The following is a 25276-nucleotide window of genomic DNA, read 5'->3' as shown; positions in this document are numbered from 1 at the left end:
ATGGCCGCCGATCTCCACCCTGCAAAACAGGAAACCTTCGACACCGCCGCGCGCACAAACACCGACCCGAAGGGGTTCCTGCGCGAGGTGGACACGTTCAAGGTCACTGATTTCGGCCTGTACATGGCGCGGGGTGCGAACCACCCGGAGTTCGGGTACCTGGAGAGCTGGCTGCTGCCGGAGCTTGGCCTGCGCGCCAACATCTTCCACTGGCGCGAAGGCGCCGGGTACGAGCATGACTTCTACTTCGACGTCGCGGACATTGACATCGACGGTGACGTGTGGCGCACCCGCGACCTGTACGTGGACTTGGTCAGCTTGACCGGCAACGCCATTGATGTGCTGGACATCGACGAGCTCGCGGCCGCAACGTCCGCGGGTCTCATTACCGCCGAAGACGCAGAGAAGGCTATCGACGTCACGCTCACCGCCGTCGACGGCATCACGCGCCACGGCGACGACGCCATGGAGTGGCTGCGCGCCCAGGGCATCGAGCTCACATGGGCCGACGAGGTCGAACTCACCCCGGCCGACGCATAACCTCCACATCTACTGGCATTTTCTCTAGCGTCGCCTCCTGCCGCGCCCACATCTGCCACCACAGGACGTAGCCCGGATCCCGTGCGAGGGCCCGGGCTTTTCTCGTGTGCTCGTCCGCGCTCACCCAAATGGTGTTCACGTCCCCGAGCATTCGGGCAGCGCGTATCGACGACTCCGTGACCGCCCCAACCCCCTCCACCACGAGGTCCTTCCCTGGTTCAAGCGGCACCCACTCGGCGCGGCGGTGGCGGTACCAGTCCCAGCGCCAATACCCGGGCTGCACCGGGTGCAGCACGTCGCGCGCCACCATCGCAGCGCCTTCTGCCAGTCCGTACCAGCCGGGGTAAAAGTCGTCGAGATGCACCACGCGAATGCCCAGCGCCTGGCCAATCTGCCTGGCGAGAGTGGTCTTACCGGAACCGGAGGCACCGTCGATAAGCAGCGTGTAGGTCATCTCACCGACCACACCGGGCGCAGGTCGCCGGTAAGCCACGCGACACCGAGGGCGACAAGCGCGGTACCGAGGCAGACCGCCATGACGATCCAGTCGCGGGCGTGCAGTTTGGACTCGCGCGCCCAGGATCGCTTGGTCGGCCCGCCGAAGGCGCGGGCCTCCATCGCGGTGGCGAGTTTGCCGGCGCGGCGCAGCGACATCACCAGCAGCCCGAACGACAAGGAGAACCAATACTTGATCTTGCCCTGGTCGGCGATGCCTCTGGCGCGGCGGGAACGGCGCATGGCGTCGAGGTCGTCGCGAAGCAGCGTGAGCATGCGAAGGGCTGCCACCGCGCCGATGACAAAGCGCTCCGGCAAGTGCAGCACCTGTGACAAACCGTCGCCAAGGTCGGTGGGGTCCACGTCAGCGGACAGCAACACCACAGGCAGCGCGATTGCCAACACACGCAGGATGACGGCCCACGCGAGCGAGACCGACAACTCGGTGACGTGGACGAGCCCCCACTCGAAGTAAGTCTCGCCGCCCGCTTGTCCGTAGAGCGCCATCGGAATGCCTGCCAGTGGCGCGACGATGAGGATCGGCAGTGCCCGTTTGAAAAAACGGCCGTAACTCAAACCGCAAAGCGGCACCATCACAACGGTGAAGACGAGGACGAACGTGGCGGAGACCCAGTCGATGGTGAACATCAGCGGCGTGGTCAGCAGCGCCAGGCCGAGGATGCGCGTGACGGGGTTGATGTTGACCAACAGGTTCATGGGCTAGCTCTCCCCCGCCGTGATGTGCTCGGTGTGGTCGCCGAGTGAGGCGATGAACGCCTCGTCGTGGGTGATCGAGATGACCGTGACGCCGTTGTCCGTCAGTTCCCGGATCAGGCCGACAAGTTCCACGAAGGTGCGGTCGTCCTGGCCGAACGTCGGCTCGTCCAGGATGAGCAATTGCGGGGCGTTGACCAAAGCGGTAGCCACCGACAGGCGGCGCTTTTCCCCGCCGGAGAGCGTGAACGGGTTCGCGGTGACCAGGTGGTCGAGGCGGAGGCGGTGCAGGAGGTCGTCGATACGCTCCTGCGGCGCACCGGACAGTGCCATCTCCTCGCGCACGGTGGCGGTGACGAACTGGTGCTCCGGCTCCTGAAACACGTAGCCGATGCGGCTGGCCAGGTGCTTCGACGACCAGTCAATCGACGGCTTGGTCAACCCCTGGCGGATCGTTTCGGAGTACTCCACCACGCCGCGCTCCGGCGGTGTCAGACCCGCGAGCACCTGCACGAGCGTGGTTTTGCCGGAGCCGTTCTCGCCGGTGATCACGGTCGAGTGGCCCTCCGGTGCGCGAACCGTGCGCGGCGGGCCGAAACGCGTGAGCAGATTATTCGTGGCCACTGCGCCGCGCGCGCCGGCCGGGACGTCTTTTGCGGGCGGAAGCGGCGGTGCGTCCGGAAGCTCCTCGGCGGTGATGCGGCGCAGTCCGTCGCGGTCCAGGCGATAGTAGGTGTCCACTACGTGCGCCCAGTGCTTCGGGCGATGCTCGACCACGATCAGTGTGGCCCCGGTGCGCTTGCACACTCGATCGACGGCGTTAATCACCTCGTCGCGGCCGTGCGGATCCAGGTTGGCGGTCGGCTCGTCGAGCACCAAAATGTCCGAGCCCATCGCAAGGACCCCGGCAAGGGCGAGGCGCTGCTTCTGCCCGCCGGATAGGTGCGCGGTGCGGTGGTCGAGTGGCACGTCGAGGCCGACATCGTCCAGCGCTACCTCGACACGGCGCCAAATCTCGTCGCGGGGCACGCCGAAGTTCTCCGCGCCGAAAGCGACATCGTCGCCCACGCGGGACAAAATGGTCTGTGCCTCGGGATCCTGCAGCACCATCCCGACGGTCCCGTCGACGTCCAGGGTGCCGGCGCGGCTGCCGTCCTCGGAGTCGTCGATAAGCCGCGCGATCACCGCGAGCAGCGTCGATTTTCCGGAGCCGGAATCGCCGGTGATCAGGATGCGCTCGCCGCGCTCGACATCGAGGTTGACGCCGGAAAACGCCGGATCAGGGCGCGTCGCGTGCTGATAGGTCAGCCCGCGGGCGCGGATGACCGGGGCCATCTACGCAGCCTGGTCGAAGCGCTCGCGGCCTGCGCCGAAGCGGTCCAGCGCACCGGTCTTCGCCAGCGCCTTGACCAAGTAGTACGAGAACACGCCGGCAAGCATCGCGCCGGAGACGATCAGGCAGGCCAGGTAGATGAGGTTGAACTGCAGGCTCATCGCCAGGTTCGGCGTCAGGAACAGCTCCAGGATGAACGCGCCGACACCGGCGCCGATACCGGAGAGCACCGCCGTGGACAGGCCAAAGCGACGGTAGGCAAAGATCAGGAAGATCAGCTCAGCGCCGAAGCCCTGGGCCAGACCCGAGTAGAGCGTCTCAATGCCCCACTGGCTGCCAAGTACCGCGGAAACGGATGCGGCAACAACCTCGACGAACACCGCGGCACCCGGCTTGCGGATGATCAGACCACCGAGCACACCGCCAGTAAACCAGATACCGGTGACCAGACCACCCAGGCCCGGGGTCAGGGCGTCGAGCGCCTTAAACCCCGCGTAGCCGATGCTGTTCCACACCCAAAACAGCAGGCCGCAGGCCACACCCAACACAGCGGCGGTGACAATGTCGATCACACGCCACGAATAGTTCTTCGTCATAATCTTCCTTCCTCGCGCCGGCATTACCCGGATCAGGTTCTACGGTTCGCCGTCAACCGGCATCTCAGCTGCAACGCAGCTCCCGTGCAGTGTTCAGTTCTCCGGCGATGCTATAACATGGCCCAGACATGCTTATCGACGACGTTCGCAGGCCGGCTGCGTGGCGTCGTCGATAAGCAAACCGCTTTTAGCCTTGGCCCAACTCGATGTTTAAGCCCGGCACGGAATCGATCAGGTTGCGGGTGTACTCCTCCTGCGGGGTGTCGAAGATCGCGTCCGCGGGGCCCTGCTCCACCACCTTGCCCTGGCGCATGACCACGATGTCGTCGGCGGTCTCGCGCACCACTGCGAGGTCGTGGGTGATGAACAGGTACGACAGGTCCATCTCCGCCTGGAGCTGCTTGAGCAGGGTGAGAATCTGATCCTGCACGAGCACGTCGAGGGCCGAGACCGCCTCGTCGAGCACAATGACCTCCGGTTCAAGCGCCATCGCGCGTGCGATCGCGATGCGCTGGCGCTGACCGCCGGAGAGCTCGTTGGGGTATCGGCGCATCGCGGAGCGCGGCATCTGCACCTTGTCCAGCAGCTCCGCCACGCGGGCCTCGCGCTGCTTCCGGTTGCCCACCTTGTGCAGGCGCAGCGGCTCCTCGATGCAGCGGTAGATGGAAAACATCGGGTCGAGCGAGCCGTACGGGTTCTGGAACACCACCTGCATCTTGCGGCGGATGTTGAAGAGCTCATTGCGGCTCAACTTCGAGATGTCCTGGCCCTCGAAGTACACGGTGCCGCTGGTCGGCTCGAGCAGGTTCAGCGCCATATTGGCCACGGTGGACTTACCGGAGCCGGACTCGCCGACGAGCGCGAGTGTGGTGCCGCGGCGCAGGTCGAAGGACACCTCGTCTACGGCGCGCAACACCTTCTTGTCCGCCTTCTGGCCGCGGACATCGAACTCCTTTACCAAATTGTCCACGCGGATGACTACGTCCTCGGGTTTGGTCTCCACCGCCTTCGCGCCTTCGCCGATGGAGGCGGCCTGGGTGCGGGCGGCGGCGAGCGACGGTGCGGCGTCGACAAGCCTGCGGGTGTACGGGTGCTTCGGGTTGCGCAGAATGTCCAGGCTCGAGCCACGCTCGACCACGCGACCGCGGTGCATGACCAGCAGGTGGTCGGCGCGCTCGGCGGCCAGGCCGAGGTCGTGTGTGATGAACAGCAGCGCAGTCTGCGACTCCTGCGTGAGCGTCTCAAGGTGGTCAAGGATGCGCTTTTGCACGGTCACGTCAAGCGCCGAGGTCGGCTCGTCGGCAATGAGCAGCTCGGGGTTGGCAGCCAGGCCCATGGCGATGAGCGCGCGTTGGCGCATGCCGCCGGAGAACTCGTGCGGGAACTGGGTCGCGCGGCGCTCCGCGTCCGGCAAGCCGGCGTGCTCGAGGAGTTCGATGACGCGCTGGTGACGTTCGGAGCCGTCCACGATGTTGTTCGCCTTGAGCGACTCCTCCACCTGCTCACATCGCTCGACGGCGTCGCTGGTGCCGTCGATACGCATGTGCAGCACGCCCTCTCCGGCAGTGAGGGTGCACCGGGCGCCCTCGATCCCGTCGTGCGCCGGGAAGTTGATGGCCCCCTCGCGGTCGACATCGCTCCACTGTGCCTCAACCTTTTTGCTGAAGTGGGAGGCGAGCTGCTTGCCGTAACGCTCAGGGCGGGTCGTTGTCACGGTGGCCTGAGATGTCCGCATGCGATCGACCCTAGCAAAGGTTAGGCAACCCTCACTCCGCCTGGGCAAGACGCATCCGGCGAGTTCCGTATACTAACTGAGTTACTCTTGTCTCAAACCCACGAGGAGAACACATGGCCGGTGGCCTACTCGCGCTGCTCGACGACGTCGCCCTCATCGCCCGCCAAGCCGCCGCGAGCGTCGACGACATCGCCGGCATGACCGCAAAGACCTCAACAAAGGCCGCCGGCGTGGTCATCGACGACGCTGCGGTGACGCCGCAGTACGTCTCAGGCGTTACCCCGTCGCGCGAATTGCCGATGATCTGGCGCATCACCAAAGGGTCGCTGCGCAACAAGCTCGTCTTCATCCTCCCCATCGCACTGCTGCTTAACGCGTTTGCGCCGTGGGCGTTGACCCCGATCCTCATGCTGGGCGGCGCCTACCTCGTCTTTGAGGGCGCGGAGAAGATCGTGCACAAGCTGTCCTCGGATAGCGACGAGCAAGCGGAACAGGCTGCGAACAAGTCCGAGCAGGACGAGGACAACCTGGTCAACAGCGCGATCCGCACCGACCTCATCTTGTCCACGGAGATCATGGTCATCTCCTTGGACGAGGTCAAAGACCAGCCCGTCTGGATGGAGGCGGTAGTGCTGATCGCGGTGGGCATCTTCCTCACCGTCGCGGTGTACGGCGCCGTGGCGCTGCTGGTGAAGATCGACGACATTGGCCGCGGCATGATCGAGCGCGGCAACGCGCCGAAGTTGGGCCGGGGCCTGGTGAAGGCGATGCCTCACGTGCTCAGCGCCATCGGCGTCATCGGCACCATCGCCATGCTGTGGGTCGGCGGCCACCTCATCGTGAGGGGCCTGGACGAGGTCGTGGGCTGGCACTGGCCGCACGAGATTATCGCCAAGGGCCAGGAGGCCGTCAGTGGCGGCGCGCTCGGCTGGATGGTGGAGACGGGAATCTCCATGATTGTGGGGCTGATCGTGGGCTTCATCGTCCTCGGCGTAGTGCAGCTGGTGAAGAAGCTGCGTTAGCAGCTGCTTACAATTCGCCCTATGGCAGCCAAGCAGTATCCCCTCGCTCCGTCCACGTGGGGCGCCGGCGTGGAAGTCCCCGTGGACCACGTCTCGCAGGCCGCCCTTTTCGCGGATCTCGCCGGGCTGCGGGGCACCATCTACATCGACGTGGTGCTGGAGGCCAACCCCCTGAACCGTTCGTGGCGTGTGCGCCGCGGCAGCACAGGCGATCTCCCTGGCCCGGTCCTCGGTGAGATCGCACCTGAGTGGCGCTCCCACTTCCCCGACATTGAGCGCGTCCATTCCTCGTTTCTGCAGCCCACCACCGTGGCCGCGGTGAAGCTGGACCGCGAAGCCGAGCGCTTCGACGTCCACGTGGTCTTGCCCGAGCCGCAGCTCGCCGTTCCCCGCAACAACGCCCCCGACGCGGCTGCCGTGCTGCGCCCCGGGGACATGCTGGTCCTGGACACCTCAGTGGGCGAGTTCAGCGCTGCCGAGCTCGAGGCATACTCCCCCGGCCAGTGGTTCGTGGGGCTCGTGCCTCTCGACGGCGCTACGCTAGCCACCCTCGGCGGGCGCGTCCTGGGCGCGATTGCTGGGGACGACGCTGTTGCAGCCCGCTCCTGGTTCGACGGGATCGCTCCGGGCGGTCTGTGGGCCCGCGCAATCATTTTGAACGGCATGGCCGCCTTGGACGCTGCCGGCCCGGACGAGGGCACGGAACGGGTCCCCGCGTTAGCCGTGGCGCCGGTGCGCCGCCCGGAACCGTGGCAGCTCATCGAGTTCCCCGGCGGGGACTGGGGTGTGACGGTGGAGCGCGACTTTGCCACCGACCCGGACGACGAGGTCAAGCCGCGGCATACCGCCCGCTACGTGTCGCTGCACGGCAACGGGCGCCCGGAGGCGCTGGGTGCGCCGACCGAGATGTTCGGCCGTGTCGACGAGCTGGCGGAACCGCTGCAGCGGCCCGCGCTGACGCCGGTGGCGGCGCAGCACGCCGACGGGGGTTACCTCACCGAGGTGGAAAAGGTGCAGCTCAGGCGGAAGCATCGGGGGCGGAAGCGGGGCGGACGCCACCGTCGATAAGCAAAAGCCCCTAGGCTCGGTGGTGGACCAACCCCATCGACCGAGGAGGCGTTATGGCTGACAACGGACCGAACCCGTACGTAGTGGACATTGAGCGCGCGACGCTCGACAACGAGGCGTTCCGCGACACACTGTGGACCGGCAAGAACCTGCAGCTGACCGTGATGACTATTCCGGCCGGCGGCGAGATCGGCGCCGAAATCCACGACGACCACGACCAGTTCCTCCGCCTGGAAGAAGGCGAGCTGCGCGCGAAGATCGGCCCGTCCGAGGACGAGCTGGACGTCGACGAGGTCATTACCGCGGACTGGGCAGCGTTCGTGCCGGCCGGCAAGTGGCACAACTTTGTCAACGAGTCCGACGCGCCCGCGAAGCTGTACTCCATCTACGCCCCGCCGGAGCACGAGCCGGGCACCCGCCACGAAACGAAGGCCGAGGCGGACAACGACCCGCACGAGACTGACGGCGTGTAACACCGCACGCTTTCGGCCCGGGAACGATGCCCCATTCCCGGGCCTTTCCTATTGCCGGTCACGCTATGTGGCCACAGCTCTAGCTCCTCCCTAGCACTGTCGTTGAAGCGCAGTATCATTTCCCCGGTGCAGCAAACTTCAACGCGCTCGCCGTGGCCAGCCCTCTGGTCGATGATGCTGGGCTTTTTCATGATTTTGGTGGATTCCACCATCGTCTCCGTGGCCATCCCCGCCATTTCTGAGGGGCTGGGCGCCTCGTACAACGAGGTTATCTGGGTCAACTCCGCCTACCTCCTGGCGTACGCGGTGCCCCTGCTGATCACCGGGCGCCTCGGTGACCGCTTCGGCCCCCGCACGATCTACCTCATCGGGCTGGCCCTCTTTACCGCTTCGTCGCTCGCGTGCGGCCTGGCCAGCTCCTCCACCGCGCTCATTACCGCGCGCGCCTTCCAGGGGCTGGGCGGGGCGATGGTCACCCCGCAGACAATGTCGGTGATGATCCGCACGTTCTCCCCGAAGGAGCGCGGCGGCGCCATGGGTGTCTGGGGCGCCACTGCCGGCCTCGCCACGGTCACCGGCCCGCTGTTGGGCGGCGTGCTTGTCGACGCCTCCGGGTGGCCCTGGATCTTCTTCGTCAACGTCCCCGTCGGTGTCCTCGGCCTGATCTTGGCCTGGATCTATGTGCCGCGTTTGGAAAAGACGAACCGCCACTTCGACTGGGTTGGTGTTGCCCTGAGTTCGGTGAGCATGTTCTGCCTCGTCTTCGGCATCCAGGAGGCGCAGCATTTCGGCTGGGATTGGCGCGTGTGGGCCCTGCTGGTGGTCGGGGCCGTCACCATGGCGTTGTTTTTCCGCTGGCAATCGCGGCAGGGAGACCGTGCGCTCGTGCCGGTGGCCCTGTTCAACGACCGCAATTTCTCCCTCGCCGGCGCCACCATTTCCACCGTGGGGTTTGCCATTTCCACCTACATCATCCCGTGGATGATTTACGTGCAGACGGTGCAGGGCTTCTCCCCCACCAAAGCTGCACTGCTCGTGCTGCCGTCTGGCCTGATCTCCGGGTTTCTCTCCCCGTACATCGGCAAGCTGACCAACACGCACGACCCGAAGCCCTTCGCCATTGCCGGGCTCACGCTCGCTGCGGTCTCCATGGCCGCTTCTGCGTTGATCACCACCCCGGATGTGGACCCGCAGTGGATGTACGCCGTCTCGGCCCTCTACGGCGTGGCCAACTCGATGATGTGGGGCCCGCTGTCCATGATCGCTACGCGCAACCTGGACCCACGGCTCGCCGGCGCGGGCTCGAGCGTGTACAACACCACGCGTCAGATCGGCGCCGTGATCGGCTCCGCGGCCATCGCTGCGATGATGTCGTCCCAGCTGGCCGCAAAGCTCGGCGGCGATGCCAGCGAGATGGCCACCGCCGGTCAGACCACCGGCGTGCTACCCGCCCCGCTGCACGAGCCCTTCGCCGAGGCGATGAGCAACTCGATCTGGCTGCCCAGCGCCGTGATCGCGGCCGGTGCCGTCGCTGCCTGTTTCTTTGCCAAGACGAAGTCTTGGAGCGACTAAGGGGTCACCGTGTCCCGCACCCGGAAACCCCGCGCCCCGAAAAAACGCATCGAGGGCACCTACTCCATCGACACCGGCACCGCGGCCATCGTCGCGGACCCCGGCCGCGACGGAGCGTTCGTGCTCGAGGTGAACCGGGTGCCGTCCTCCTACGTGGTGCCCGGCGCGCCCGAGGTGCTGGAGTACGAGTACATGCAGTGGATCGCGGAGTTCATCGCGGCCGCTGAGCTGGCGCAGCCGTTCACCGCGGTGCACCTGGGCGCGGCCGGGTGCGCGCTGCCGAGCTACGTCCACCACCGGTGGGACAGCCACAACATCGCGGTGGAGTTGGACCGTGGGCTGGCGCGCCTCGTGCGCGACACCTTCGACCCACCGGTGGAGATCGCCGTCGCGGAAGCCCGCGCGTTCACGCACGCGCTCGCGCCCGGCTCTGTGGACGTGATTGTCCGCGACGTCTTCGCGGGTCCGGACACGCCCCGTCCACTCACCACCGTGGAATTCTTCCGCGCCGCGCACCGGGCGCTGTCCCCCGGCGGGTTGTTCGTGGCCAACATCGGGGACCACGAAGGTCTGCCGCGCAGCCGCGCTGAGCTCGCCGGGCTGCAACAGGTGTTTTCGCACACCGCCGCGATATTCGCCGGCCGCGGCTACGGCAACGTCGTCGTCGCAGCCTCCGACCGCCCGCTCCGCGCAGGGTCGCAGCTGCCTCTCGACGGCGCTTCGCCCCTGCACGACCGAGCCGTTTAAAGCACCAACTCGGTGCCCAAGCTCGGCTGGTAGAACGCCGCGAAGGCGGCCGTAAGTTCTGTCAGGTGCGGGGACGTGACCTCCGCAAGTGCCGCGATATAGTCCGGCACGACCGCCTTGGGCAGGCGCAGGCCCATGGTTACGTGCGGGACCCAGCGCTCCCCGCGCCCTTCTGGGTTGGATGCGCTGACGGCGCGCGCCGCCCGCTCAAGGTCCTCCGGCGCCTCGAGCAACCAGGCCACCGTTTGTTTGGACTTCGTGCCGAAGACGACCACACCCGAGCGGCGCAAGGTTGCGGGCAACAGCGGCGGCAGTAGGTCCACGGCCGCTGCGATCGCGCGACGGTGCATTGCCGGGGCGAAGGTGACGGAAATATGCGGGCGCTGGTGCTGCGGCGGGAAGCCCCGCTGCTCGAGCGCCGCGTAGATCTCCCGGACAGTCTGCTCCTGGGCTTCAGGCAAGCGCAGCAGAATGTTCTCGGGCGACACCGGATCGAGCGTACCCGGCTTTGGGCGTACCATCGTGGCAATACGCTATCGACGAAAGGAAGCGACCCATGCAGAACGATCCCGCGAAGCCCGGCTACACCACCCAGGGCAGCACGAACAAGCCGGTCGACCACGACGACGACCAGTTTGCGCAGGACACCGGCTCCGCGCTCGGCTACGGCGAGGAGGCGGAGAACTCCACCGAGGAGGCGCAGCTGGAGTACGACATCTCCGAGCGCGACGACGCCGAAGACCCGACGCTGGAGGATTAGCCGCTAGACCTCCCAACGCACCTCGCTGGGATCTTTCTCATCGCGCCAGCCTCGCCACGAGGCCTGGCGCACTTTTTTCTCCGCGGTGGCCCCTGCGAGCTGCACTTCCGCCACGTACTCCGGTATAACCCACCAAGCATCGCGCGCATCCTCGGCAGGCACGTCCACCGGTGGTGTCGCGCGCTGAATGCGGCGCAGCTTCGCCCCAATGTCGGCGAGCTGCGCGTTGGAAAAGCCCGTACCCACGCGGCCGGCGTAGCGCAGCTCGCCTTCGTCGTCCGGCACCGCGACGAGCAGGGATGCGATGTCGCGCTTGCCCGTGCGCACGCCGACAACCACCACCTCTTGGTGCAGTGCCCGTTTAACCTTCAACCACGCGCTGCTGCGCTCCCCCGGCGCGTACGCCGAGTCGGTGCGTTTGGCCACCACTCCCTCCAGCCCCAGCTCTTCGGCGGCGCGCCACGCGTGGTCGAAGCTGCCGGTGTACGCGGGTGGGACAACCACGTGCTCGGTGTCGCCCATGTGGCCCAGCAACTCGCGCCGGGTGGACCACGGCTCCGCGGTCAGGTCGCGGCCCCCCAGGCGGAGGAGATCGAAGACCATGTACCGCAGGTGCGCGTGCGCGCCGTCGCGGTCGGCGTTGTGCAGCAGCGAAAAGTCGGGACGTCCGTCGGGCCCGAGGGCGACCAACTCGCCGTCGACGCAGCCGCCGTCGGCAAGCATCTGCGAAAGCTCGCTCGCGTGCGGGAAGAGGCGGGTGTAGTCCTTGCCGCCGCGGCTGACTAAACGGACGTCGCGGCCGACGTCCGCGAGGATCCGGTAGCCGTCCCACTTCATCTCGAACGCGAACGTGGCGCCCTCGTGTTGGTCGAGCGTGATGTCGCCGCGGGTGGCCATGGTGGGAAGCATGGGAGCAAGCGGGCGCGCGGGCAAAGGCTGGTCGCGCATGAGCTTGAGCAGCCAGTTCTTTCCCTCGGTGCGAATGAGCGCGTAGCGGCGCGGGATGCCGCCCAAGCCCCCGTCGCCGCGGCCGTGCAGTACGACGATGATCTCGTTTGCGCGCCACTTTTCAACCTCGCACGTGCCGATGTCCCAGATTTTCACCGTGCCGGCGCCGTACTGGCCCTTTGGGATGGTGCCTTCGAATTCGGCGTACTCAATCGGGTGGTCCTCGGTCTGCACGGCGAGGCGGTTCTTGTCGGTCTCGAGCGGCGGGCCCTTCGGTACGGCCCAGGAGACGAGCACGCCGTCGTGCTCCAGCCGGAAATCCCAGTGCAGGTGCGAGGCGTCGTGCTCGCCGATGACGAAGATGGGTTCGCCCTCGCGTGGCTGCGGCGCGGCGTCCGGCACCGGCTCGCCGGTCTTGCGCTTGTCGCGCATGGAGCGGTACGTGGCCAGCTTGTCGTCCCGGTGGGTGCCAAGGTCCGCCATCGGATCGAGCCCATCTGTGACCCGTTCCATGACCTCCTCGAACTCGAGCTGGCGCAGCTTCGGGTCTTCAATTTCGTCCCACGTCCGCGGCGCGGCGACGGTGGGCTGCTGCCGCCCCCGCAGCGAGTACGGGCAGATGGTGGTCTTCTTCCCGTTGTTTTGGCTCCAGTCCAAAAAGACCTTTCCTTTGCGCCGCGCCTTCGACATGTCGGCGGTCACCCGGTCTGGGTGGGTGCGCTCGAGATGCTGCGCCAGCGTCTTGGCCACCTTGGACACGGCGTCCGCTTCGCTTGCCCCGTCTAGGCCCGCGTAGAGGTGGATGCCCTTGGACCCGGACGTCACCGGGACGCAGGTCAGCCCCATGTCCTCGAGGATCTCGCGGCACCACAGGGCCACCTCGGCGGTGTCACGCAGCTCCACGCCGGGCCCGGGGTCTAAGTCCAGCACCAGCCGGTCCGGGTTGCGGGGTGCCCCGTCCTCGCCGAAGCGCCACTGCGGGGTGTGCAGCTCGAGGGCGGCAACTTGGGCCAGCCAGGCGAGGGTGGCGGAGCCGTCGATAAGCGGGTACGCGTTGACGCTCGTGGTGTGCTGGATGGTGCCGGTGGCTATCCACTCGGGCGCGGAATCTTCGAGGTCTTTGCGGAAGAAGCTTTGCTTCTCGACGCCTTCGGGCCACCGCTTCCTGGTCACCGGCCGCCGCCTCGCCTGTGGGATGAGCACCTCGGCGACGGCCTGGTAGTACCGCATCACGTCGGCCTTGGTCGTGCCCGTGGCCGGGTAAAGCACCTTATCGAGGTTACTCACGGTGAGCTCGCGGCCGCCGACGCGGACCTTCTGGTCGTTCGCCATGGTCCCACTGTAGAGGCGTGCGTAGAGTGTGGCCCATGCGTGCAATTTGGTCGGGCTCTGTCACCTTCGGCCTCGTCAACGTCCCCGTGAAGGCTTACGGGGCCACCGAGGACCACGACCTGTCGTTCCACCAAGTCCACGACAAGGACGGTGGACGCATTCGCTACGAGCGGCGCTGCGAGGTGTGCGGTGAAAAGGTGGAGTACAAGCACATCGACAAGGCCTTCGAGGAGGACGGCGACACGGTCGTGCTCACCGACGACGACTTCAAATCCCTGCCCGAGGCGGACAACGACGAGATTGAGGTCGTGCAGTTCGTGCCCGCGGAGCAGATTGATCCGCTCATGTTGGAAAAGTCCTACTATCTCGCGCCTGAGGGCAAGACACCGAAGTCGTACCTGCTGCTGCGGCAGACACTGCAGGATTCGGACCTGATCGCGGTGGTGCGCTTTGCCCTGCGGCAAAAGACCCGGTTGGGGGTGCTGCGCGTGGTAAATAAGGTCATCGTGCTGCAGGGGCTGATGTGGGCCGACGAGGTGCGCCAGCTCGACTTCGCCGGAGAGTTCAAGGGCACAAAGTCCCGGGCGAAGATCGGCGAAAAAGAGCTAAAGCTGTCGAAGCAACTGGTGGAGTCCTACGCCTCCGACTTCACACCGGAGGAGTTCGAGGACGACTACCAGGCGGAGCTTCGCAAACTCATCGACGCCAAGTTCGAAGAGGGCGACACGCTCGACACCGACGCCACCTTCGGCGAGCAACCCGATGACGACGATGCAGACGACGACAACGTGGTCGACCTCATGGCCGCGCTGAAGGCGTCGTTGGACAAGCGCGACAAGAGCGCCTAGCCGGCGGAGTGCTTAGTTGCCGGTGAGCTTTTTCAGCCGGTCGATGTGCTCGGAGGCCTGGGCCTTGGTCAGGTTCGCAGGGATCTGCTCCCCCGCCTGCTTAGCCAGCGAGTCAATGTAGGACTTCTGCGCCTCGGTGGCCGGGTCGTCCCCGGAGACCCAGTCGGACGGGTCTTTCTCCAGGTTGCCGTCCTGGGCGTCGCCGGTCGCGCCGAGCATCTCCTGCCCGTCGCCTTGCGGGGCCTGCTCGTTGGCGGGCGGCGCTTGGTCGTACGCCGCGTCATACTCAGGGTCGAACGGCGGCTCCTGCGCAACCTGGTTGCGGGGATCATTCTCTGGAGTGGTCATGGTTTCCTCCTCTTGTGTCGACGTCCGCGGGCGCGGGCGCGGGACGCGAAAGTGACGCCATCGTACCCAAAAACCGGGGCCGCCCTTCGGCCGATACGCGCTGCGTGCGTTGTGGTCGCGTCACCCCCACCGCAGCCCCTTCTTGACCGCAGCTTAGGCTTGCCTTACATTCCCAGTTGTTCCTATAACTTAGCTTAGGCTGACTCGATGAATAAAGGGGAAAGTGGTGAAGCTTCCACACCGCATCGGCGTCTTCGGCGTCGCAATTGCAACCGCGCTCGGACTGACCGCGTGCGCTGACAACGGCGGCGATGCCGACACGACACACGCGAGCACCTCCGAAACGGCGTCCGCGCAGTCCGGGACCTCGCAGACACGGGCCACAGACGGCGCTGTCACTGTGACCGACGCCGCTGGGCGCACACTGCAGTTCAACGAGCTGCCGGAGCGCATCGTGCTGGCGGAGGGGCGCGCCGCCTACGCCACTGCCCTGCTGCAGGACGAGCCGCTGCACAACGTCGTGGCGTACGGCCAGGACTTGGAGAAGGCCGCAGGCGCGTTCCGCGACAAACTCTTCGAACTGCAGCCCGAGGCCAAGGACATGCCCACCATCGGCATGATCCAAAAGGGTGACGTCACAGTGGAGAACCTTTTGGCGCAGAAGCCGGACGTGGTGATCATGACGCTGGACCAGAAGAAAGCGGTGGAGGAAAGCGGGTTCCTCTCCGACATGGACGCCGCAGGACTGAAGTACGCATTCATCGACTTCCGCCAGAAGCCGCTGGAAAACACCACCGTTTCCATGCAGCTCTTGGGCGACCTGCTGGGGCAAAGCGAGCGCGCCGAGGAGTACAACGAGTTCTACAACGCCAAGGTCAAGGAGATCACCGACCGGGTCGCCGAAACCACCGACCGGCCCGACGTGCTCATCTGGATGGCCCCCGGATTCAACGACTGCTGCGCCGTCGCGGGCGATGCCAACCTGGGCACGCTGGTCACCGCCGCCGGCGGGCACAACCTCGGCCCAGAGGTGCTTGGCGCGGACAGCACGACGATCACGGCGGAAAAGCTCATCGAGCTCAACCCGGACAAGCTCATTGTCACCGGCGGCGAGTGGGCGCGCGACCCGAACCGCACGGACGCCGTACGCCACGTGGAGCTGGGCTACCAGTCCAGCCCAGAGCTGGCGTTGCAGACCTGCGACGGCCCGCTCAGCCAAGCGGGCATGGATCAGCTCGACGCGACCAAGACCGGCAACTACTTCGCGGTCTACCACCAGTTCTACGACAACCCCTACAACGTGTTCGCGCTCGAAGCGTTTGCGAAGTGGATCCACCCGGAGCAGTTCGCAGACCTCAACCCCACCCAGGACTTCAAGGACTTCCACAAGGAATGGCTGCCCTTTGAGTACAGCGGCGCATTCTTCATCGACCCGGCCAACCCGGAGGAAAGCTAGACCATGACAACCAAGGTATCCGCGGAACCTGGAGTGGCTGTGGACGCTCGCCAAGCCGCAATCGACAGCTACCGCCGGCGTGGGCGCAAGAAGGCGTTCGCGATCGTCGGGCTCACCGCCGCGGCTGCCGCAAGCTTTCTCATCGCCGTCATCGTCGGCCCGCTCGACATCTCGGTCGCCGACGTTGTGAACGCTGTGTTCCGCCCGGAGCAGGTGGACGAAGAAACCCGCGTGGTGATCCGGAATCTGCGCCTCCCGGCGGCCGTCATGGCGGTGTTGTGCGGCGCGGCCCTCGGCCTGGCCGGCGGGCAAATGCAGACCATTCTGGACAACCCGCTGGCCGAGCCATTCACGCTCGGGATCTCGGCTGCCGCCGCATTCGGCGCGGCCGTGTCCATCGTCATGGGCTGGACGCTCATTGCCAACCCGCAATTCAACCTCGCGCTCATGGCCGCGCTGGCCGCGCTCATCGCGGTGGGCATCGTCGCCGGCGCGTCCGTGTGGCGTGGCGCCACCGCGGAATCGATGATCCTGCTCGGCATCGCGCTGTCCTTCTTCTTCCAGGCCCTGCTGTCGCTGCTGCAGTACGGCGCGAACGTGGAAGCCCTCCAGCAGATCGTGTTCTGGACTATGGGTTCCATGCAGCGCGCGAACTGGACCGCCAACATCATCCTGGCCATCGTGCTGGCGGCCGCGGTGCCGTTCTGCATCGCCAACGTCTGGCGGCTCACCGCGTTGCGCCTTGGCGACGACCGCGCGGCCGCCCTCGGCATCGACGTCAAGCGCCTGCGGCTGTCTACCCTGCTGGTGGCGTCGTTCCTCGCTGCCGCCTCCGTGGCGTTCACCGGCATTATCGGGTTCATCGGGCTTGTCGGCCCCCACATCGCGCGGATGCTCGTCGGCGAGGACCAGAAGTTCTTCCTCCCCGCCGCCGCAGCCGCGGGAGCCATGCTGCTGAGCATGGCCTACGCGGTGTCCCTGTCCATCATCCCCGGTGTGGCGATCCCGATCGGCATCATCACCTCGCTGGTCGGCGTACCGTTCTTCGTCTTCCTCATCTTCACCCGGGCCCGCCGAAGGAGTGCGTAAACCATGGCAATTCGCGCCGAAAACCTCACCGTTTCCTACGGCCGAACCACCATTTTGCACTCGCTGTCGTTCGGCCCCCTCGAGCCAGGAAAAGTCGTCGGCCTCATCGGGCCGAACGCGGCCGGTAAGTCTACGTTGGTGAAAACCATCGCAGGGATCAAGGAACCCGCTGAGGGGTCGGTGACGCTCAGCGTCGATGGCGCGGAGCTCGTCGGCAAGCAGAAGGTGCAAGCCGTCGGCTACGTCCCCCAGGATCTGCTCAGCAGCGCGTCGCTGACAGCGTTTGAATCCATCATGGTGTCTGCGCGCCGCCGCGGGGACGCGTCGTGGAATCCGCTAGACCGCAGTGCGGCCGTGATGGAGCGCTTGGGTATCACGCACCTCGCGGACCGCCTCGTGTCCGACATGTCCGGCGGACAGCGCCAGCTCGTCGCCATGGCGCAAATGCTCGTGCGCGAGCCCGACATCATGCTTCTCGACGAGCCCACTTCCGCCCTCGACCTGCGCCACCAAGTGGAACTGCTGCAGATCGTTTGCGAAGAGGTGCACGGCTCGAACCGGCTGGCCCTCGTAGCCATCCACGACCTGAATCTGGCCGCCCGCTACTGCGACGAGCTGCTCGTGGTCAAGGCCGGCCGCGTGGTCGCCCACGACATCCCGCACGCGGTGCTGCAGCCCGACCTTCTGGAGGAGGTCTACGGCATCCGCGCACGCGTGCTCGACGATGGCGGCGTGCCGGTGGTGTGCCCGGTGTAGCTGCGGGCGGGGGTGGCACTCCGCTAGCCCCACTGCGGGTTGTCTACGTCCACCCCTTCAGCCGCGGCATGGGCTGTGACCAGCTCCAGTAGATATTCCTGGGCGCCGCTGTACGCCTCGTGGAAACGGGGGTCGCCGACGTACATGCGCGCGAGGATGAGCTGGCGCGCCGGGGTCACGTCGTACCACTGGGCGATGCTCGCTCGGTGGCGCTCCACCAATTCAGTGGCCTCCTTGGAGCCGGGTTCCACACCGGCGTCGCGGGCGTGAACCAGGTCTGCGGCGAACACCTCCTGCTCTTCCTGCAGGCGCTTGAAGTCGCCTTCGCCCATTTGCGCGAGCTTTTTCTGGGACTGCGCCCACTCCGGGGTCTCGCCCCAGCGCTGCTCAGCCTCCTCCTGGTAGGCGGGCATATCTTCGCCGAGGTACTTCTTCATTGCGTCCATGTCGATAGATCCTTTCGTTGCGTTGTCAATGAGGTGCTGGACAGATGCGAGTTGGGCGTCGAGCGTGCGCCGTCGAGAAGCGAGTGCTTTCTGGTGGTGCTCGAGGGCGCGGGTGAGGGTGGCTCCGGAGGCGTCAAGAAGCTGCTCGATCTGCGCAAGCGGCACGCCGACGCCCCGGTAGAGGGCGATGGCCGCGCCGCGCTCGAGGTCCGCCTCGCTGTAGACGCGGTGGCCGGCCCACGTGCGCGCGGGCGTGATGAGGCCGAGCGCCTCCCAGTGGCGCAGCGCCTTGCCGGAAACGCCGAGCGCATCCGCCGCCTCGCCGATCGTGTATTCGATACCATCTGCCATGATTGCGATTGAACAGCTTGCCGCAGGGGCAAGTGCAAGTTGGGAGCTGTGATGGACGAGATTCGCGTGGGCGATGCTGAGCGCTCGGACGCGCTGGACCGGTTGGGCACGCTGTTCGCCGACGGCTACCTGGACGTGGGAGAGTTCGAAGAACGCACAGGTCAAGCCGCGATTGCGCGCACACGCGGGGAGCTTTCCGTGCTTTTCGACGACCTCCCGGCCGAACCGGTCTCACCGGAGAAGCGGACGCCGTCCGAGGTCGAGCTGGATGAGAAACTCGCGGCGAAGCGGAAGCTGGACACCGCGATCTACACCACCATCATCGGCGGTTTGGCGGTCTTTTTCGTGCTGCAGCTTGGGCTCGATTTGGACTACGCCTGGGTGGTGTGGCCGGTGGTGGGCATGCTCACTGTCGCTTGGTACACCGTCTTTGACATCTCCGACGAGGAAGACGAGATTCTCGAGGAACTGTTAGAAAAGGAACGTTCCGATCGCGCCGAGCGGCTGAAACTTGTCGCCGAGCGTCGCAAAGAGCTTGAGAAGTAGCCGGGAATTCCTGTGCGCTCCGATTAGAGTGGGGGCAGGCGTTGTCGTCGCGTGTTCGCGCTTGTTGTTACCGGTTCTGTTGGGATGGTTTCGGGCTGCGCTGGGGGTGGTTCGCAGGAGACTGTGATGGTCACATCCACGCAGTGGGTAGAACAGGATTCCGGCTCGGTTGTGAAGTCTGCGGAAGTTGCGGAAGCGGAAGACGCTCCGGTAGTCGTGGACTCGAACGGTGACCTGTTCGTCACCGGCAACGTGGAAGCATGGTCAACCGAACAAGCCCGGAACGGCCGCCCCGCTCCGGCCAACGAAGACCCGGACAACCTGTACTACGTGCTGGTCTTCAACTCCCCTGTCACCATCACCGCAAATAAGGCGGGAAGTCAGGTTGCCCAAGAAAGCCCCTTTGCCCGCCTTGGATCCGTGCAGCACTGGGATTTCGGGACCTCAGATCACACCAACGGCTGGGACGAATACGTAGGAAAGCGGGTGCGGCTGCGGGTTTCGCCTGACCACTTCTCGTACTCGTCCGACATGAGCCTGCCCTTCGGCAGCCAGCTCATGCTCAAGGACAACGCAGAAGTGGACATTGAAGTGCTGAATTGATTACTGTTTCGAACAGACGTTCTATTTGCACATGACCGTGTCGGACGCGTTGTTAGATTGAATTCATCACTTCCAAAAACCGGACTCTCAGCAGGAAGGAGGGGCCATGACTAGCGAGATTACCCGGTGTGTCGACGACATTTCCTCGGCGCTGCGCACACTTAGCACGCTGTTCGAAGACCCCTCCGCCCTCGCATTTGCGGATATCCGGCACGACATGGAGCGCCTGGAGGAGCAGTTTAAGAAGAAGGCATCTATCGACGCAGCATTCGCCTTCATCGCTGACCGGGACGATGCTGGACGTGTCGTCGGAGCCAACTACCCTAACGCGTACCTGCAGCAGTGCCTGGACCTGTCCAAGGGCGAGGCCTACAACCGCCTCGAGCGCGGCCGGTTGCTGTACGGCGCACCACCGGAGCCCACCCCTCCCCCTGCAGACGAGGCCGAGGATCTTTTCGAGGCGGCCCCGGACGATGCCGCCTCCACCGCCGAGGAGGACCGCGCCCGCCAGGAGGATGCCCGAAAGAACTCGTCGCGTGTAAGTGCTGAGAAGCAGGACATCATCCGGCGCGAGCTGGACAAACTCCTCAAGGCCGCGTCGAGCGAGCGCGCCCGCATCCACGCCGAGGCCATGGAAGAAGCCCTGCACCGCAGCCCGGAGGACCTGCGTCTGTTTGTGCGCAAGGCTGTCGACGCCGCGAATCGCAAGCACGCTCCCCACTCCAACCCGAACGCCGGGTTTGAGAAGCGGAGTGTGACCTTTGGCCGTCGTAAAGCAGATGGCACCGTAGACATCCATATCAATGCCACCGCCGGCCACGCGGCGCTGATGAAGGCACACCTGGACAAAGGGTTGGCGCCAAACGCAAACCTTCCGGAGGAGTTGCAAGGCGAGGTGGATCCGCGCACCCCGCAGCAGCGCCGATTCGACCAGTTCTTCGCCATCTTCGAGCAGTACGAGCAGGAATCGCAGAAGGCTAACGGCGGCGCGGCCTCTGTGGTGTTGGCGCTGACCCTCGACGATCTCGCGGACGGCGACGCCGCCATGCTCTACGACACCAACACCGGGATCGAGGTGGACTGCTTCGACCTGGTTCGCCTGGGTATGGACGGCACCACCGATTTCCTGCTCCAGGTCGACGGGGTCACCTCGGTGCCGCTGTGGATGGGGCGCACCAGCAGGCTGGCCTCGGTCGCCCAGCGCATCGCCATGTTCGCGGTGCAAGGGGTCTGCTCCTGGCTCGGCTGCACCGCAGCCATGTCGGAGTGCGAGGCCCACCACATCCTCGCGTGGATCAAAGGTGGAAACACAGACATCGAAAACCTCACCGGCCTGTGCCGCGAGCACCACAGGTGCAACAACGACCACAGGGACGGCTCTTTTAACAAGGGGTACATGGATTTCGACCCGCAAACGGGTAGAGCAGGCTTCCGCCGTCGACCGAGTGAGGCGCTGAAATTCAATCAGTCGGTGCCGGCGAGACACTCGGCGGTGAGCAGGATTTTCGCGGCCAAGGGGAGGTGCGAGTGCGCGAAACACAACGGGCGCGACCCCGCTTTCTACCCGCCCAGCCACCCACCCATGAAGGATGCGTTCGTGCCCATGCGAGTGTGAGAGCCGGACGCGTAGCGTCGTTGGCATGCGTATCTACACTGTGGGCCACTCCAACCTGGACTTCGAAGACTTCACAGCGATGATCACCGCCGCCGGGGTGGAATCCATCGTTGACGTGCGGAAGCTGCCCGGTTCGAGGAAGTACCCGTGGTTCAATGACGACCACCTCGCCGCGCACCTGCCCGACCACGGCATCGCATACAGCCGGAGCGAGGGCCTCACAGGGCGGCGCACGGTATCGCACACCGTGCCATTCGAGGCCAACGGGAACTGGCGCAACCGCAGCTTCCACAACTACGCAGACCACGCGCTCGGCGACGAGTTCGCGGACGCGCTTGCTGAGCTGCGCAACCACGCGGCCACAACCCCTACCGCCATCATGTGCTCGGAGGCGGTCTGGTGGCGGTGCCACCGGCGGATCATCGCCGACCACCTGCTCGCCCATGGGGACGAGGTTGGTCACATTATGGGGATGGGGGCCGAAGGGGCGTCGATAAGCGAGGCGACCCTCAACGAGGGCGCCGTGGTCGGCGACGACGGCCTCGTGCGCTACCCCGCCGCCTGACGCACCCAAAATTCATCTGCGGGCAACCTCAAAGAAATACAGCCTTCCTACAGTCTTCGTCGTTCACCCAGCCCTCACGAAAGGCCCTCCCGTGTCTTCCCGCGTCCCCACCCAGTTGATCTCGGTTGCCACCGCCGCAGCGATTGCCGTCACCCTCGCCCCGGCGGCGATGGCCGACACCACCTCCGAGTTCACCATCTCCAACATCACCGACTTCCACGGGTACTGGGAGCAGACGAAGAACGCACCCGGCGCCGCCCACCTCAAGTGCGCGGTGGATAGAGCAGCCGAGGGCAAGACCCACATTTTCACCTCCGCCGGCGACAACATCGGGGCCTCCCCCTTCGCATCGAAGCTGCTTGACGACGTCCCCACCCTTGAGATCCTCAACCTGATGAACCTGCAGGTCTCGGCGCTGGGCAATCACGAACTCGATGACGGCGCCGACGAATTTTCCACCCGCGTCACCGCCACGGCGAAGTTCGACTACCTGGCCGCCAACGCCAAGACCGTGGAAAACACGAAGGACTACGTGGTCAAGGACCTCGACGGCGCAAAAGTAGCCTTCATCGGCACCGTCACCGACGACATGCCAAACCTGGTCAACCCGAAATCCATCGCGGGCATCACGTGGAACGACCCGGTGGCAACCACCAATGAGCTTGCAACGCGGTTGAAGAACGACGGCGAGGCCGACGTGGTGGTCGCGCTCGTGCACGAAGGCGGCATCAAGGCCGACCAGTTCTCGGACGCCGTCGACGTCGCGTTCCTGGGCCACTCCCACCAGGTCATCGCACCAACGGGCGCCAAGCCGCTGCTCATGCAGGCGGGATACTACGGCAACAACCTGGCCAACGTGGATCTGAGCTTCGACCGCGCGAGCAAGACGCTGACCGTGAAGAGGGCCGAGCTCCTCGACGCCGACGCGATCCGCGCCTGCGACACCCCACAGCCCGAAATCAACAAAGTGATCGAGGACGCGCTGGCGAAGGCCGGCTCCGAGGGCAAGAAAGTTGTCGGCCGCGCCGCAGCGCACATGTATAAAGCGGGCGACAGGGAGTCCCAGCTGAACAACTACATCGCAGAGGCCACCCGCCAAGGCGTGTCCAACAACTCCTCGGTCACCGCAGACATCGGTGTGATGAACGCCGGCGGGGTCCGCGCCGAAATCGAGGCAGGCGACGTGACATACGAGCAGGCCTTTTCGGTGCAGCCGTTCGGCGGCGAGAACACCTACGTGGAGCTGAAGGGCTCCGACGTCGTGGCCGCGCTGGAGGAGCAGTGGCGCGACGACCCGGAGCGGCCGATGTTCCCGCTGGGCGTCTCCGACAATGTTGCCTACACCTACGACCCAGCCGCGCCGGTGGGGTCGAAGATCACCTCCGTGACCATCGACGGCGCACCCATCGACCCAGACACGACGTACGTGGTCGCCGGATCGACGTTCCTGCTCGGCGGCGGCGACAACTTCAAGGCCTTCACCCGCGGCACCGCACCGGCGAACCTGGGGTACGTGGACCTCAACGCGCTCGTGGAGGCGCTCGACGCCGGCCAGAAGCAGCGCACCAGCCAGTCCAACGTGGGCGTCCACCTTCCCGCCCCGCTCACCGCCGGCGAGGAAGCGACCATCGAACTCAGCTCCCTCCTCTACGGTCAGGGCGAAAGCGCTACTACCGTCACCGCAACGCTCGGCAACGCCACCGCCGATGCCACGATCTCCGCTGACGCCGCGGGCATGACCGCCAACGAGTACGGCACCGCGACCGTAAAGCTCACCGTGCCAGCCGACCTGTCTGGCACCCAGCAGCTGCGCATTACCACCGACGCCGGCACCGACGTGACCGTCCCGGTCGATGTCGCTCCCGCGCCTGCGCCGGAAACCGCCACCCCTTCGTTCGTTGCGGACCTCATGGGCAAACTCGGCTGGATCCTCCCGCTGGGGTTTGCCGCCCTCGTCGGCATGGCGAGCCTCGTCGCCCTGCTCTTCCCGTTCGAGGTGGACAGGGTGCTAGGCCCCATCGCGAAGCGCTGACCAGGCCCGCGAGCACTACACCAGCGGCCAGGGAAACTGGTAGTGCGAGCGCGGCTCCGGCAGCCACGGCAGCCGCACGATCCGCGAGGCCCGCGCGCGCAACGCGGCAACCTCCGGCTCAGTGAGCAGCGAGGCGACCTCGTCCGGCACGCCACCCACGAGGGGCGCGAGCGTATCGACGAGCTCCGCCTCCACCTCCTCGTGAGCAAAATCCCAAATCACGGTACGCAGCTCCGGGTCCTGGTGAAAGCACAGTCCGTGGTCGATGCCCCACACCTGCTCGTCTGAGCCGGTGCCCGGCACGTTCCCGAGCAACACATGGCCGGACTTGCGGTCCGTGTTGTTGGCCAACAGGTCGAACACGGCCATGCGCCGGAACTGGGGGTGCAGGTCCGGACGGGTCTCCAGCAACGGGAAGTAGTGGGAGCCGTCGTTGTCGACGTAGGCCTGCAGCGACCCGACACCAAACGGCTCAACCTCCCGCACGACGGTTGGCGGCACGATGCCCCAGCCCAACCACTCGCTGAGCAGGAAGGCGGCGCGCTCCCGGCACCACAGGCCCGGTTCGAAGTCGTGCAGAGGCTGCTCCCCCGCCTCAGGTTTGAAGATCGCCCAGCAAGTACCGCCGCCTCGGCTCACCTCCACCAGAAAGGTCGCGTTGGAGGATTCGGTGAGCGCGCCAAGTACGCGGACGTCGCCACGCTCCATTAGCGCCAACACCTCCGGCTTTTCCGTCACAGCTGCACCCTGGTCACCGAGCCGGGGGCCGCCTTCGCCCGCTGGAACTCGTCCAGCGGCTTGCCCGCGTAGTGGGTCAGCGCCGCCTTGATGGGGTCCGCGTGGGAGAAGCACACCACAGTCTCACCCGGGTGGCGGCGCACAATCTCCTCCAGGGCGCCCACCACCCGCGCCTGCATCTCCGCGAAGGATTCGCCGCCGGGGAAGCGGAACTCCGACGGACGCTGCTGCACCACCTTCCACTCCGGCAACGCGGAGAGCTCCTGCAACGAGGCGCCGGTCCAGGACCCGAAGTCGGCTTCCAGGATGCCGTCGCAAAGCACGGGCTCCAACCCGAACTTCTCGCACAGCGGTGCCGCGGTTTCTCGGGTGCGCTCCAGCGGCGAGCAGTACACGGCGTGAACATCCGAAAATTGCGCGGCGACCTCCTTGGCCTGCTCGCGCCCGCGCGCGGACAGGTGCAGCCCCGGAGCCCGCCCGGGCAGGACCTTCCCGGTGGTGGGTGTCTCGCCGTGGCGGACGAGGTAGACGTTGGCGTGAACCATGCC

General features: G+C 65.8%; 27 protein-coding genes and 1 riboswitch. Of the genes, 16 read left to right on the top strand and 11 right to left on the bottom strand.

The window, feature by feature from the left end:
• Positions 1–540, top strand: a complete 540-nt coding sequence (locus CUREI_RS04500) for a DUF402 domain-containing protein (RefSeq protein WP_038610930.1) — start codon at positions 1–3, stop codon at positions 538–540.
• Here the strand turns inward: CUREI_RS04500 and CUREI_RS04495 are convergent.
• The 5 genes from CUREI_RS04495 to CUREI_RS04475 form a co-directional block, all read right to left on the bottom strand.
• Complete coding sequence (locus tag CUREI_RS04495) at positions 521–994, bottom strand: nucleoside/nucleotide kinase family protein (protein WP_038610927.1); 474 nt, start codon at positions 992–994, stop codon at positions 521–523. The genes CUREI_RS04500 and CUREI_RS04495 overlap by 20 nt on opposite strands.
• The gene (locus CUREI_RS04490) at positions 991–1752 is read right to left on the bottom strand and encodes an energy-coupling factor transporter transmembrane component T family protein (RefSeq protein WP_038610924.1); all 762 of its coding nucleotides are present in this window, start codon (positions 1750–1752) and stop codon (positions 991–993) included. Before CUREI_RS04490 ends, CUREI_RS04495 begins: the two co-directional genes overlap by 4 nt.
• A gap of 3 nt (positions 1753–1755) precedes the next feature.
• Positions 1756–3084 (bottom strand): ABC transporter ATP-binding protein, encoded by a 1329-nt coding sequence (locus CUREI_RS04485; protein WP_038610921.1) that lies wholly within the window; start codon positions 3082–3084, stop codon positions 1756–1758.
• Positions 3085–3678 (bottom strand): ECF transporter S component, encoded by a 594-nt coding sequence (locus tag CUREI_RS04480; RefSeq protein ID WP_069202885.1) that lies wholly within the window; start codon positions 3676–3678, stop codon positions 3085–3087.
• Positions 3669–3774: riboswitch (TPP riboswitch) on the bottom strand. Its footprint overlaps the gene before it by 10 nt.
• 91 nt (positions 3775–3865) lie before the next feature.
• Complete coding sequence (locus CUREI_RS04475; RefSeq protein ID WP_084768177.1) at positions 3866–5413, bottom strand: dipeptide ABC transporter ATP-binding protein; 1548 nt, start codon at positions 5411–5413, stop codon at positions 3866–3868.
• A 113-nt stretch (positions 5414–5526) separates the two neighbouring features.
• Between CUREI_RS04475 and CUREI_RS04470 the strand changes: the two genes are divergently transcribed.
• The 5 genes from CUREI_RS04470 to CUREI_RS04450 all read left to right on the top strand — a co-directional run bounded on the left by CUREI_RS04470 (position 5527) and on the right by CUREI_RS04450 (position 10295).
• Positions 5527–6435 (top strand): DUF808 domain-containing protein, encoded by a 909-nt coding sequence (locus CUREI_RS04470; RefSeq protein ID WP_038610916.1) that lies wholly within the window; start codon positions 5527–5529, stop codon positions 6433–6435.
• A gap of 21 nt (positions 6436–6456) precedes the next feature.
• Positions 6457–7503 (top strand): hypothetical protein, encoded by a 1047-nt coding sequence (locus CUREI_RS04465; protein ID WP_038610912.1) that lies wholly within the window; start codon positions 6457–6459, stop codon positions 7501–7503.
• Between the two features lie 53 nt (positions 7504–7556).
• Entirely contained in the window at positions 7557–7976 is a 420-nt protein-coding gene (locus CUREI_RS04460) for a cupin domain-containing protein (protein ID WP_038610909.1), read from the top strand.
• 126 nt (positions 7977–8102) lie between these two features.
• Positions 8103–9548: a DHA2 family efflux MFS transporter permease subunit gene (locus tag CUREI_RS04455; protein ID WP_038610905.1), complete on the top strand. Its 1446-nt coding sequence runs from the start codon at positions 8103–8105 to the stop codon at positions 9546–9548.
• Positions 9549–9557: 9 nt separating this feature from the next.
• Positions 9558–10295, top strand: coding sequence for a spermidine synthase (locus CUREI_RS04450; RefSeq protein ID WP_051952200.1), 738 nt, complete (start codon positions 9558–9560; stop codon positions 10293–10295).
• Here the strand turns inward: CUREI_RS04450 and CUREI_RS04445 are convergent.
• Positions 10292–10816 (bottom strand): 2'-5' RNA ligase, encoded by a 525-nt coding sequence (locus CUREI_RS04445; protein WP_051952199.1) that lies wholly within the window; start codon positions 10814–10816, stop codon positions 10292–10294. The two genes, CUREI_RS04450 and CUREI_RS04445, sit on opposite strands and share 4 nt — an antisense overlap.
• Positions 10817–10851: 35 nt before the next feature.
• Between CUREI_RS04445 and CUREI_RS04440 the strand changes: the two genes are divergently transcribed.
• The gene (locus tag CUREI_RS04440; protein ID WP_038610899.1) at positions 10852–11055 is read left to right on the top strand and encodes a hypothetical protein; all 204 of its coding nucleotides are present in this window, start codon (positions 10852–10854) and stop codon (positions 11053–11055) included.
• A 3-nt stretch (positions 11056–11058) separates the two neighbouring features.
• Here the strand turns inward: CUREI_RS04440 and CUREI_RS04435 are convergent, their stop codons facing one another.
• Positions 11059–13335 (bottom strand): ATP-dependent DNA ligase, encoded by a 2277-nt coding sequence (locus CUREI_RS04435; RefSeq protein WP_038610896.1) that lies wholly within the window; start codon positions 13333–13335, stop codon positions 11059–11061.
• A gap of 35 nt (positions 13336–13370) precedes the next feature.
• Between CUREI_RS04435 and ku the strand changes: the two genes are divergently transcribed.
• A complete protein-coding gene (ku, locus tag CUREI_RS04430) occupies positions 13371–14183 on the top strand; it encodes a non-homologous end joining protein Ku (RefSeq protein WP_038610893.1) in 813 nt (270 codons plus the stop codon).
• Between the two features lie 12 nt (positions 14184–14195).
• On the opposite strand, the gene CUREI_RS12850 is transcribed toward ku, so the two are convergent.
• On the bottom strand, positions 14196–14531 hold the full coding sequence (locus tag CUREI_RS12850) for a DUF3072 domain-containing protein (protein ID WP_038610890.1): 336 nt from the start codon (positions 14529–14531) through the stop codon (positions 14196–14198).
• A gap of 226 nt (positions 14532–14757) precedes the next feature.
• On the opposite strand from CUREI_RS12850, the gene CUREI_RS04420 reads away from it, so the two are divergent.
• From CUREI_RS04420 to CUREI_RS04410, 3 genes are read left to right on the top strand one after another with little or no spacing between them, the layout of a single operon-like run.
• Positions 14758–15987, top strand: coding sequence for an ABC transporter substrate-binding protein (locus tag CUREI_RS04420; RefSeq protein ID WP_038610887.1), 1230 nt, complete (start codon positions 14758–14760; stop codon positions 15985–15987).
• 3 nt (positions 15988–15990) lie between these two features.
• Positions 15991–17076 carry a FecCD family ABC transporter permease gene (locus tag CUREI_RS04415; protein ID WP_051952197.1) on the top strand — a complete coding sequence of 362 codons (1086 nt, stop codon included), beginning with the start codon at positions 15991–15993 and terminating at the stop codon, positions 17074–17076.
• Between the two features lie 3 nt (positions 17077–17079).
• Complete coding sequence (locus CUREI_RS04410; RefSeq protein WP_038610883.1) at positions 17080–17832, top strand: ABC transporter ATP-binding protein; 753 nt, start codon at positions 17080–17082, stop codon at positions 17830–17832.
• A gap of 23 nt (positions 17833–17855) precedes the next feature.
• On the opposite strand, the gene CUREI_RS04405 is transcribed toward CUREI_RS04410, so the two are convergent.
• On the bottom strand, positions 17856–18629 hold the full coding sequence (locus CUREI_RS04405; RefSeq protein WP_038610879.1) for a MerR family transcriptional regulator: 774 nt from the start codon (positions 18627–18629) through the stop codon (positions 17856–17858).
• A gap of 51 nt (positions 18630–18680) precedes the next feature.
• On the opposite strand from CUREI_RS04405, the gene CUREI_RS04400 reads away from it, so the two are divergent.
• From CUREI_RS04400 to CUREI_RS04380, 5 genes are all read left to right on the top strand, one after another.
• A complete protein-coding gene (locus tag CUREI_RS04400; RefSeq protein ID WP_038610876.1) occupies positions 18681–19175 on the top strand; it encodes a DUF1707 SHOCT-like domain-containing protein in 495 nt (164 codons plus the stop codon).
• Positions 19176–19301: 126 nt separating this feature from the next.
• Positions 19302–19778, top strand: coding sequence for a hypothetical protein (locus tag CUREI_RS04395; protein WP_038610873.1), 477 nt, complete (start codon positions 19302–19304; stop codon positions 19776–19778).
• A 106-nt stretch (positions 19779–19884) separates the two neighbouring features.
• A complete protein-coding gene (locus CUREI_RS04390; RefSeq protein ID WP_051952196.1) occupies positions 19885–21393 on the top strand; it encodes an HNH endonuclease signature motif containing protein in 1509 nt (502 codons plus the stop codon).
• Positions 21394–21418: 25 nt separating this feature from the next.
• Complete coding sequence (locus CUREI_RS04385; RefSeq protein ID WP_038610870.1) at positions 21419–21958, top strand: DUF488 domain-containing protein; 540 nt, start codon at positions 21419–21421, stop codon at positions 21956–21958.
• 91 nt (positions 21959–22049) lie between these two features.
• Entirely contained in the window at positions 22050–23990 is a 1941-nt protein-coding gene (locus CUREI_RS04380; protein WP_069202884.1) for a bifunctional metallophosphatase/5'-nucleotidase, read from the top strand.
• 15 nt (positions 23991–24005) lie between these two features.
• Here CUREI_RS04380 and CUREI_RS04375 read toward each other — a convergent pair whose 3' ends face one another.
• Both CUREI_RS04375 and CUREI_RS04370 read right to left on the bottom strand, forming a co-directional pair.
• A complete protein-coding gene (locus CUREI_RS04375; protein ID WP_051952195.1) occupies positions 24006–24698 on the bottom strand; it encodes an SCO1664 family protein in 693 nt (230 codons plus the stop codon).
• Between the two features lie 26 nt (positions 24699–24724).
• Positions 24725–25273 carry a histidine phosphatase family protein gene (locus CUREI_RS04370; protein WP_038613955.1) on the bottom strand — a complete coding sequence of 183 codons (549 nt, stop codon included), beginning with the start codon at positions 25271–25273 and terminating at the stop codon, positions 24725–24727.
• Positions 25274–25276: the final 3 nt, after the last annotated feature.

This window comes from Corynebacterium ureicelerivorans (genome assembly GCF_000747315.1).
Taxonomy (GTDB): Bacteria; Actinomycetota; Actinomycetes; order Mycobacteriales; family Mycobacteriaceae; genus Corynebacterium; species Corynebacterium mucifaciens.
Note: the sequence above shows the minus strand (reverse complement) of the source record. Positions and strands in the feature narration are given on the sequence as shown.

What these genes read in the sequence shown, in the direction of transcription:
- CUREI_RS04410 (WP_038610883.1), top strand. Translation starts at nt 17,080, where the DNA reads ATGGCAATTCGCGCCGAAAACCTCACCGTTTCCTACGGCCGAACCACC.
- CUREI_RS04485 (WP_038610921.1), bottom strand. Translation starts at nt 3,084, where the DNA reads ATGGCCCCGGTCATCCGCGCCCGCGGGCTGACCTATCAGCACGCGACG.
- CUREI_RS04440 (WP_038610899.1), top strand. Translation starts at nt 10,852, where the DNA reads ATGCAGAACGATCCCGCGAAGCCCGGCTACACCACCCAGGGCAGCACG.
- ku (WP_038610893.1), top strand. Translation starts at nt 13,371, where the DNA reads ATGCGTGCAATTTGGTCGGGCTCTGTCACCTTCGGCCTCGTCAACGTC.
- CUREI_RS04375 (WP_051952195.1), bottom strand. Translation starts at nt 24,698, where the DNA reads ATGGAGCGTGGCGACGTCCGCGTACTTGGCGCGCTCACCGAATCCTCC.
- CUREI_RS04460 (WP_038610909.1), top strand. Translation starts at nt 7,557, where the DNA reads ATGGCTGACAACGGACCGAACCCGTACGTAGTGGACATTGAGCGCGCG.
- CUREI_RS12850 (WP_038610890.1), bottom strand. Translation starts at nt 14,531, where the DNA reads ATGACCACTCCAGAGAATGATCCCCGCAACCAGGTTGCGCAGGAGCCG.
- CUREI_RS04465 (WP_038610912.1), top strand. Translation starts at nt 6,457, where the DNA reads ATGGCAGCCAAGCAGTATCCCCTCGCTCCGTCCACGTGGGGCGCCGGC.
- CUREI_RS04395 (WP_038610873.1), top strand. Translation starts at nt 19,302, where the DNA reads ATGGTCACATCCACGCAGTGGGTAGAACAGGATTCCGGCTCGGTTGTG.
- CUREI_RS04480 (WP_069202885.1), bottom strand. Translation starts at nt 3,678, where the DNA reads ATGACGAAGAACTATTCGTGGCGTGTGATCGACATTGTCACCGCCGCT.
- CUREI_RS04415 (WP_051952197.1), top strand. Translation starts at nt 15,991, where the DNA reads ATGACAACCAAGGTATCCGCGGAACCTGGAGTGGCTGTGGACGCTCGC.
- CUREI_RS04495 (WP_038610927.1), bottom strand. Translation starts at nt 994, where the DNA reads ATGACCTACACGCTGCTTATCGACGGTGCCTCCGGTTCCGGTAAGACC.
- CUREI_RS04470 (WP_038610916.1), top strand. Translation starts at nt 5,527, where the DNA reads ATGGCCGGTGGCCTACTCGCGCTGCTCGACGACGTCGCCCTCATCGCC.
- CUREI_RS04435 (WP_038610896.1), bottom strand. Translation starts at nt 13,335, where the DNA reads ATGGCGAACGACCAGAAGGTCCGCGTCGGCGGCCGCGAGCTCACCGTG.
- CUREI_RS04400 (WP_038610876.1), top strand. Translation starts at nt 18,681, where the DNA reads ATGGACGAGATTCGCGTGGGCGATGCTGAGCGCTCGGACGCGCTGGAC.
- CUREI_RS04475 (WP_084768177.1), bottom strand. Translation starts at nt 5,413, where the DNA reads ATGCGGACATCTCAGGCCACCGTGACAACGACCCGCCCTGAGCGTTAC.
- CUREI_RS04445 (WP_051952199.1), bottom strand. Translation starts at nt 10,816, where the DNA reads ATGGTACGCCCAAAGCCGGGTACGCTCGATCCGGTGTCGCCCGAGAAC.
- CUREI_RS04490 (WP_038610924.1), bottom strand. Translation starts at nt 1,752, where the DNA reads ATGAACCTGTTGGTCAACATCAACCCCGTCACGCGCATCCTCGGCCTG.
- CUREI_RS04385 (WP_038610870.1), top strand. Translation starts at nt 21,419, where the DNA reads ATGCGTATCTACACTGTGGGCCACTCCAACCTGGACTTCGAAGACTTC.
- CUREI_RS04405 (WP_038610879.1), bottom strand. Translation starts at nt 18,629, where the DNA reads ATGGCAGATGGTATCGAATACACGATCGGCGAGGCGGCGGATGCGCTC.
- CUREI_RS04390 (WP_051952196.1), top strand. Translation starts at nt 19,885, where the DNA reads ATGACTAGCGAGATTACCCGGTGTGTCGACGACATTTCCTCGGCGCTG.
- CUREI_RS04500 (WP_038610930.1), top strand. Translation starts at nt 1, where the DNA reads ATGGCCGCCGATCTCCACCCTGCAAAACAGGAAACCTTCGACACCGCC.
- CUREI_RS04370 (WP_038613955.1), bottom strand. Translation starts at nt 25,273, where the DNA reads ATGGTTCACGCCAACGTCTACCTCGTCCGCCACGGCGAGACACCCACC.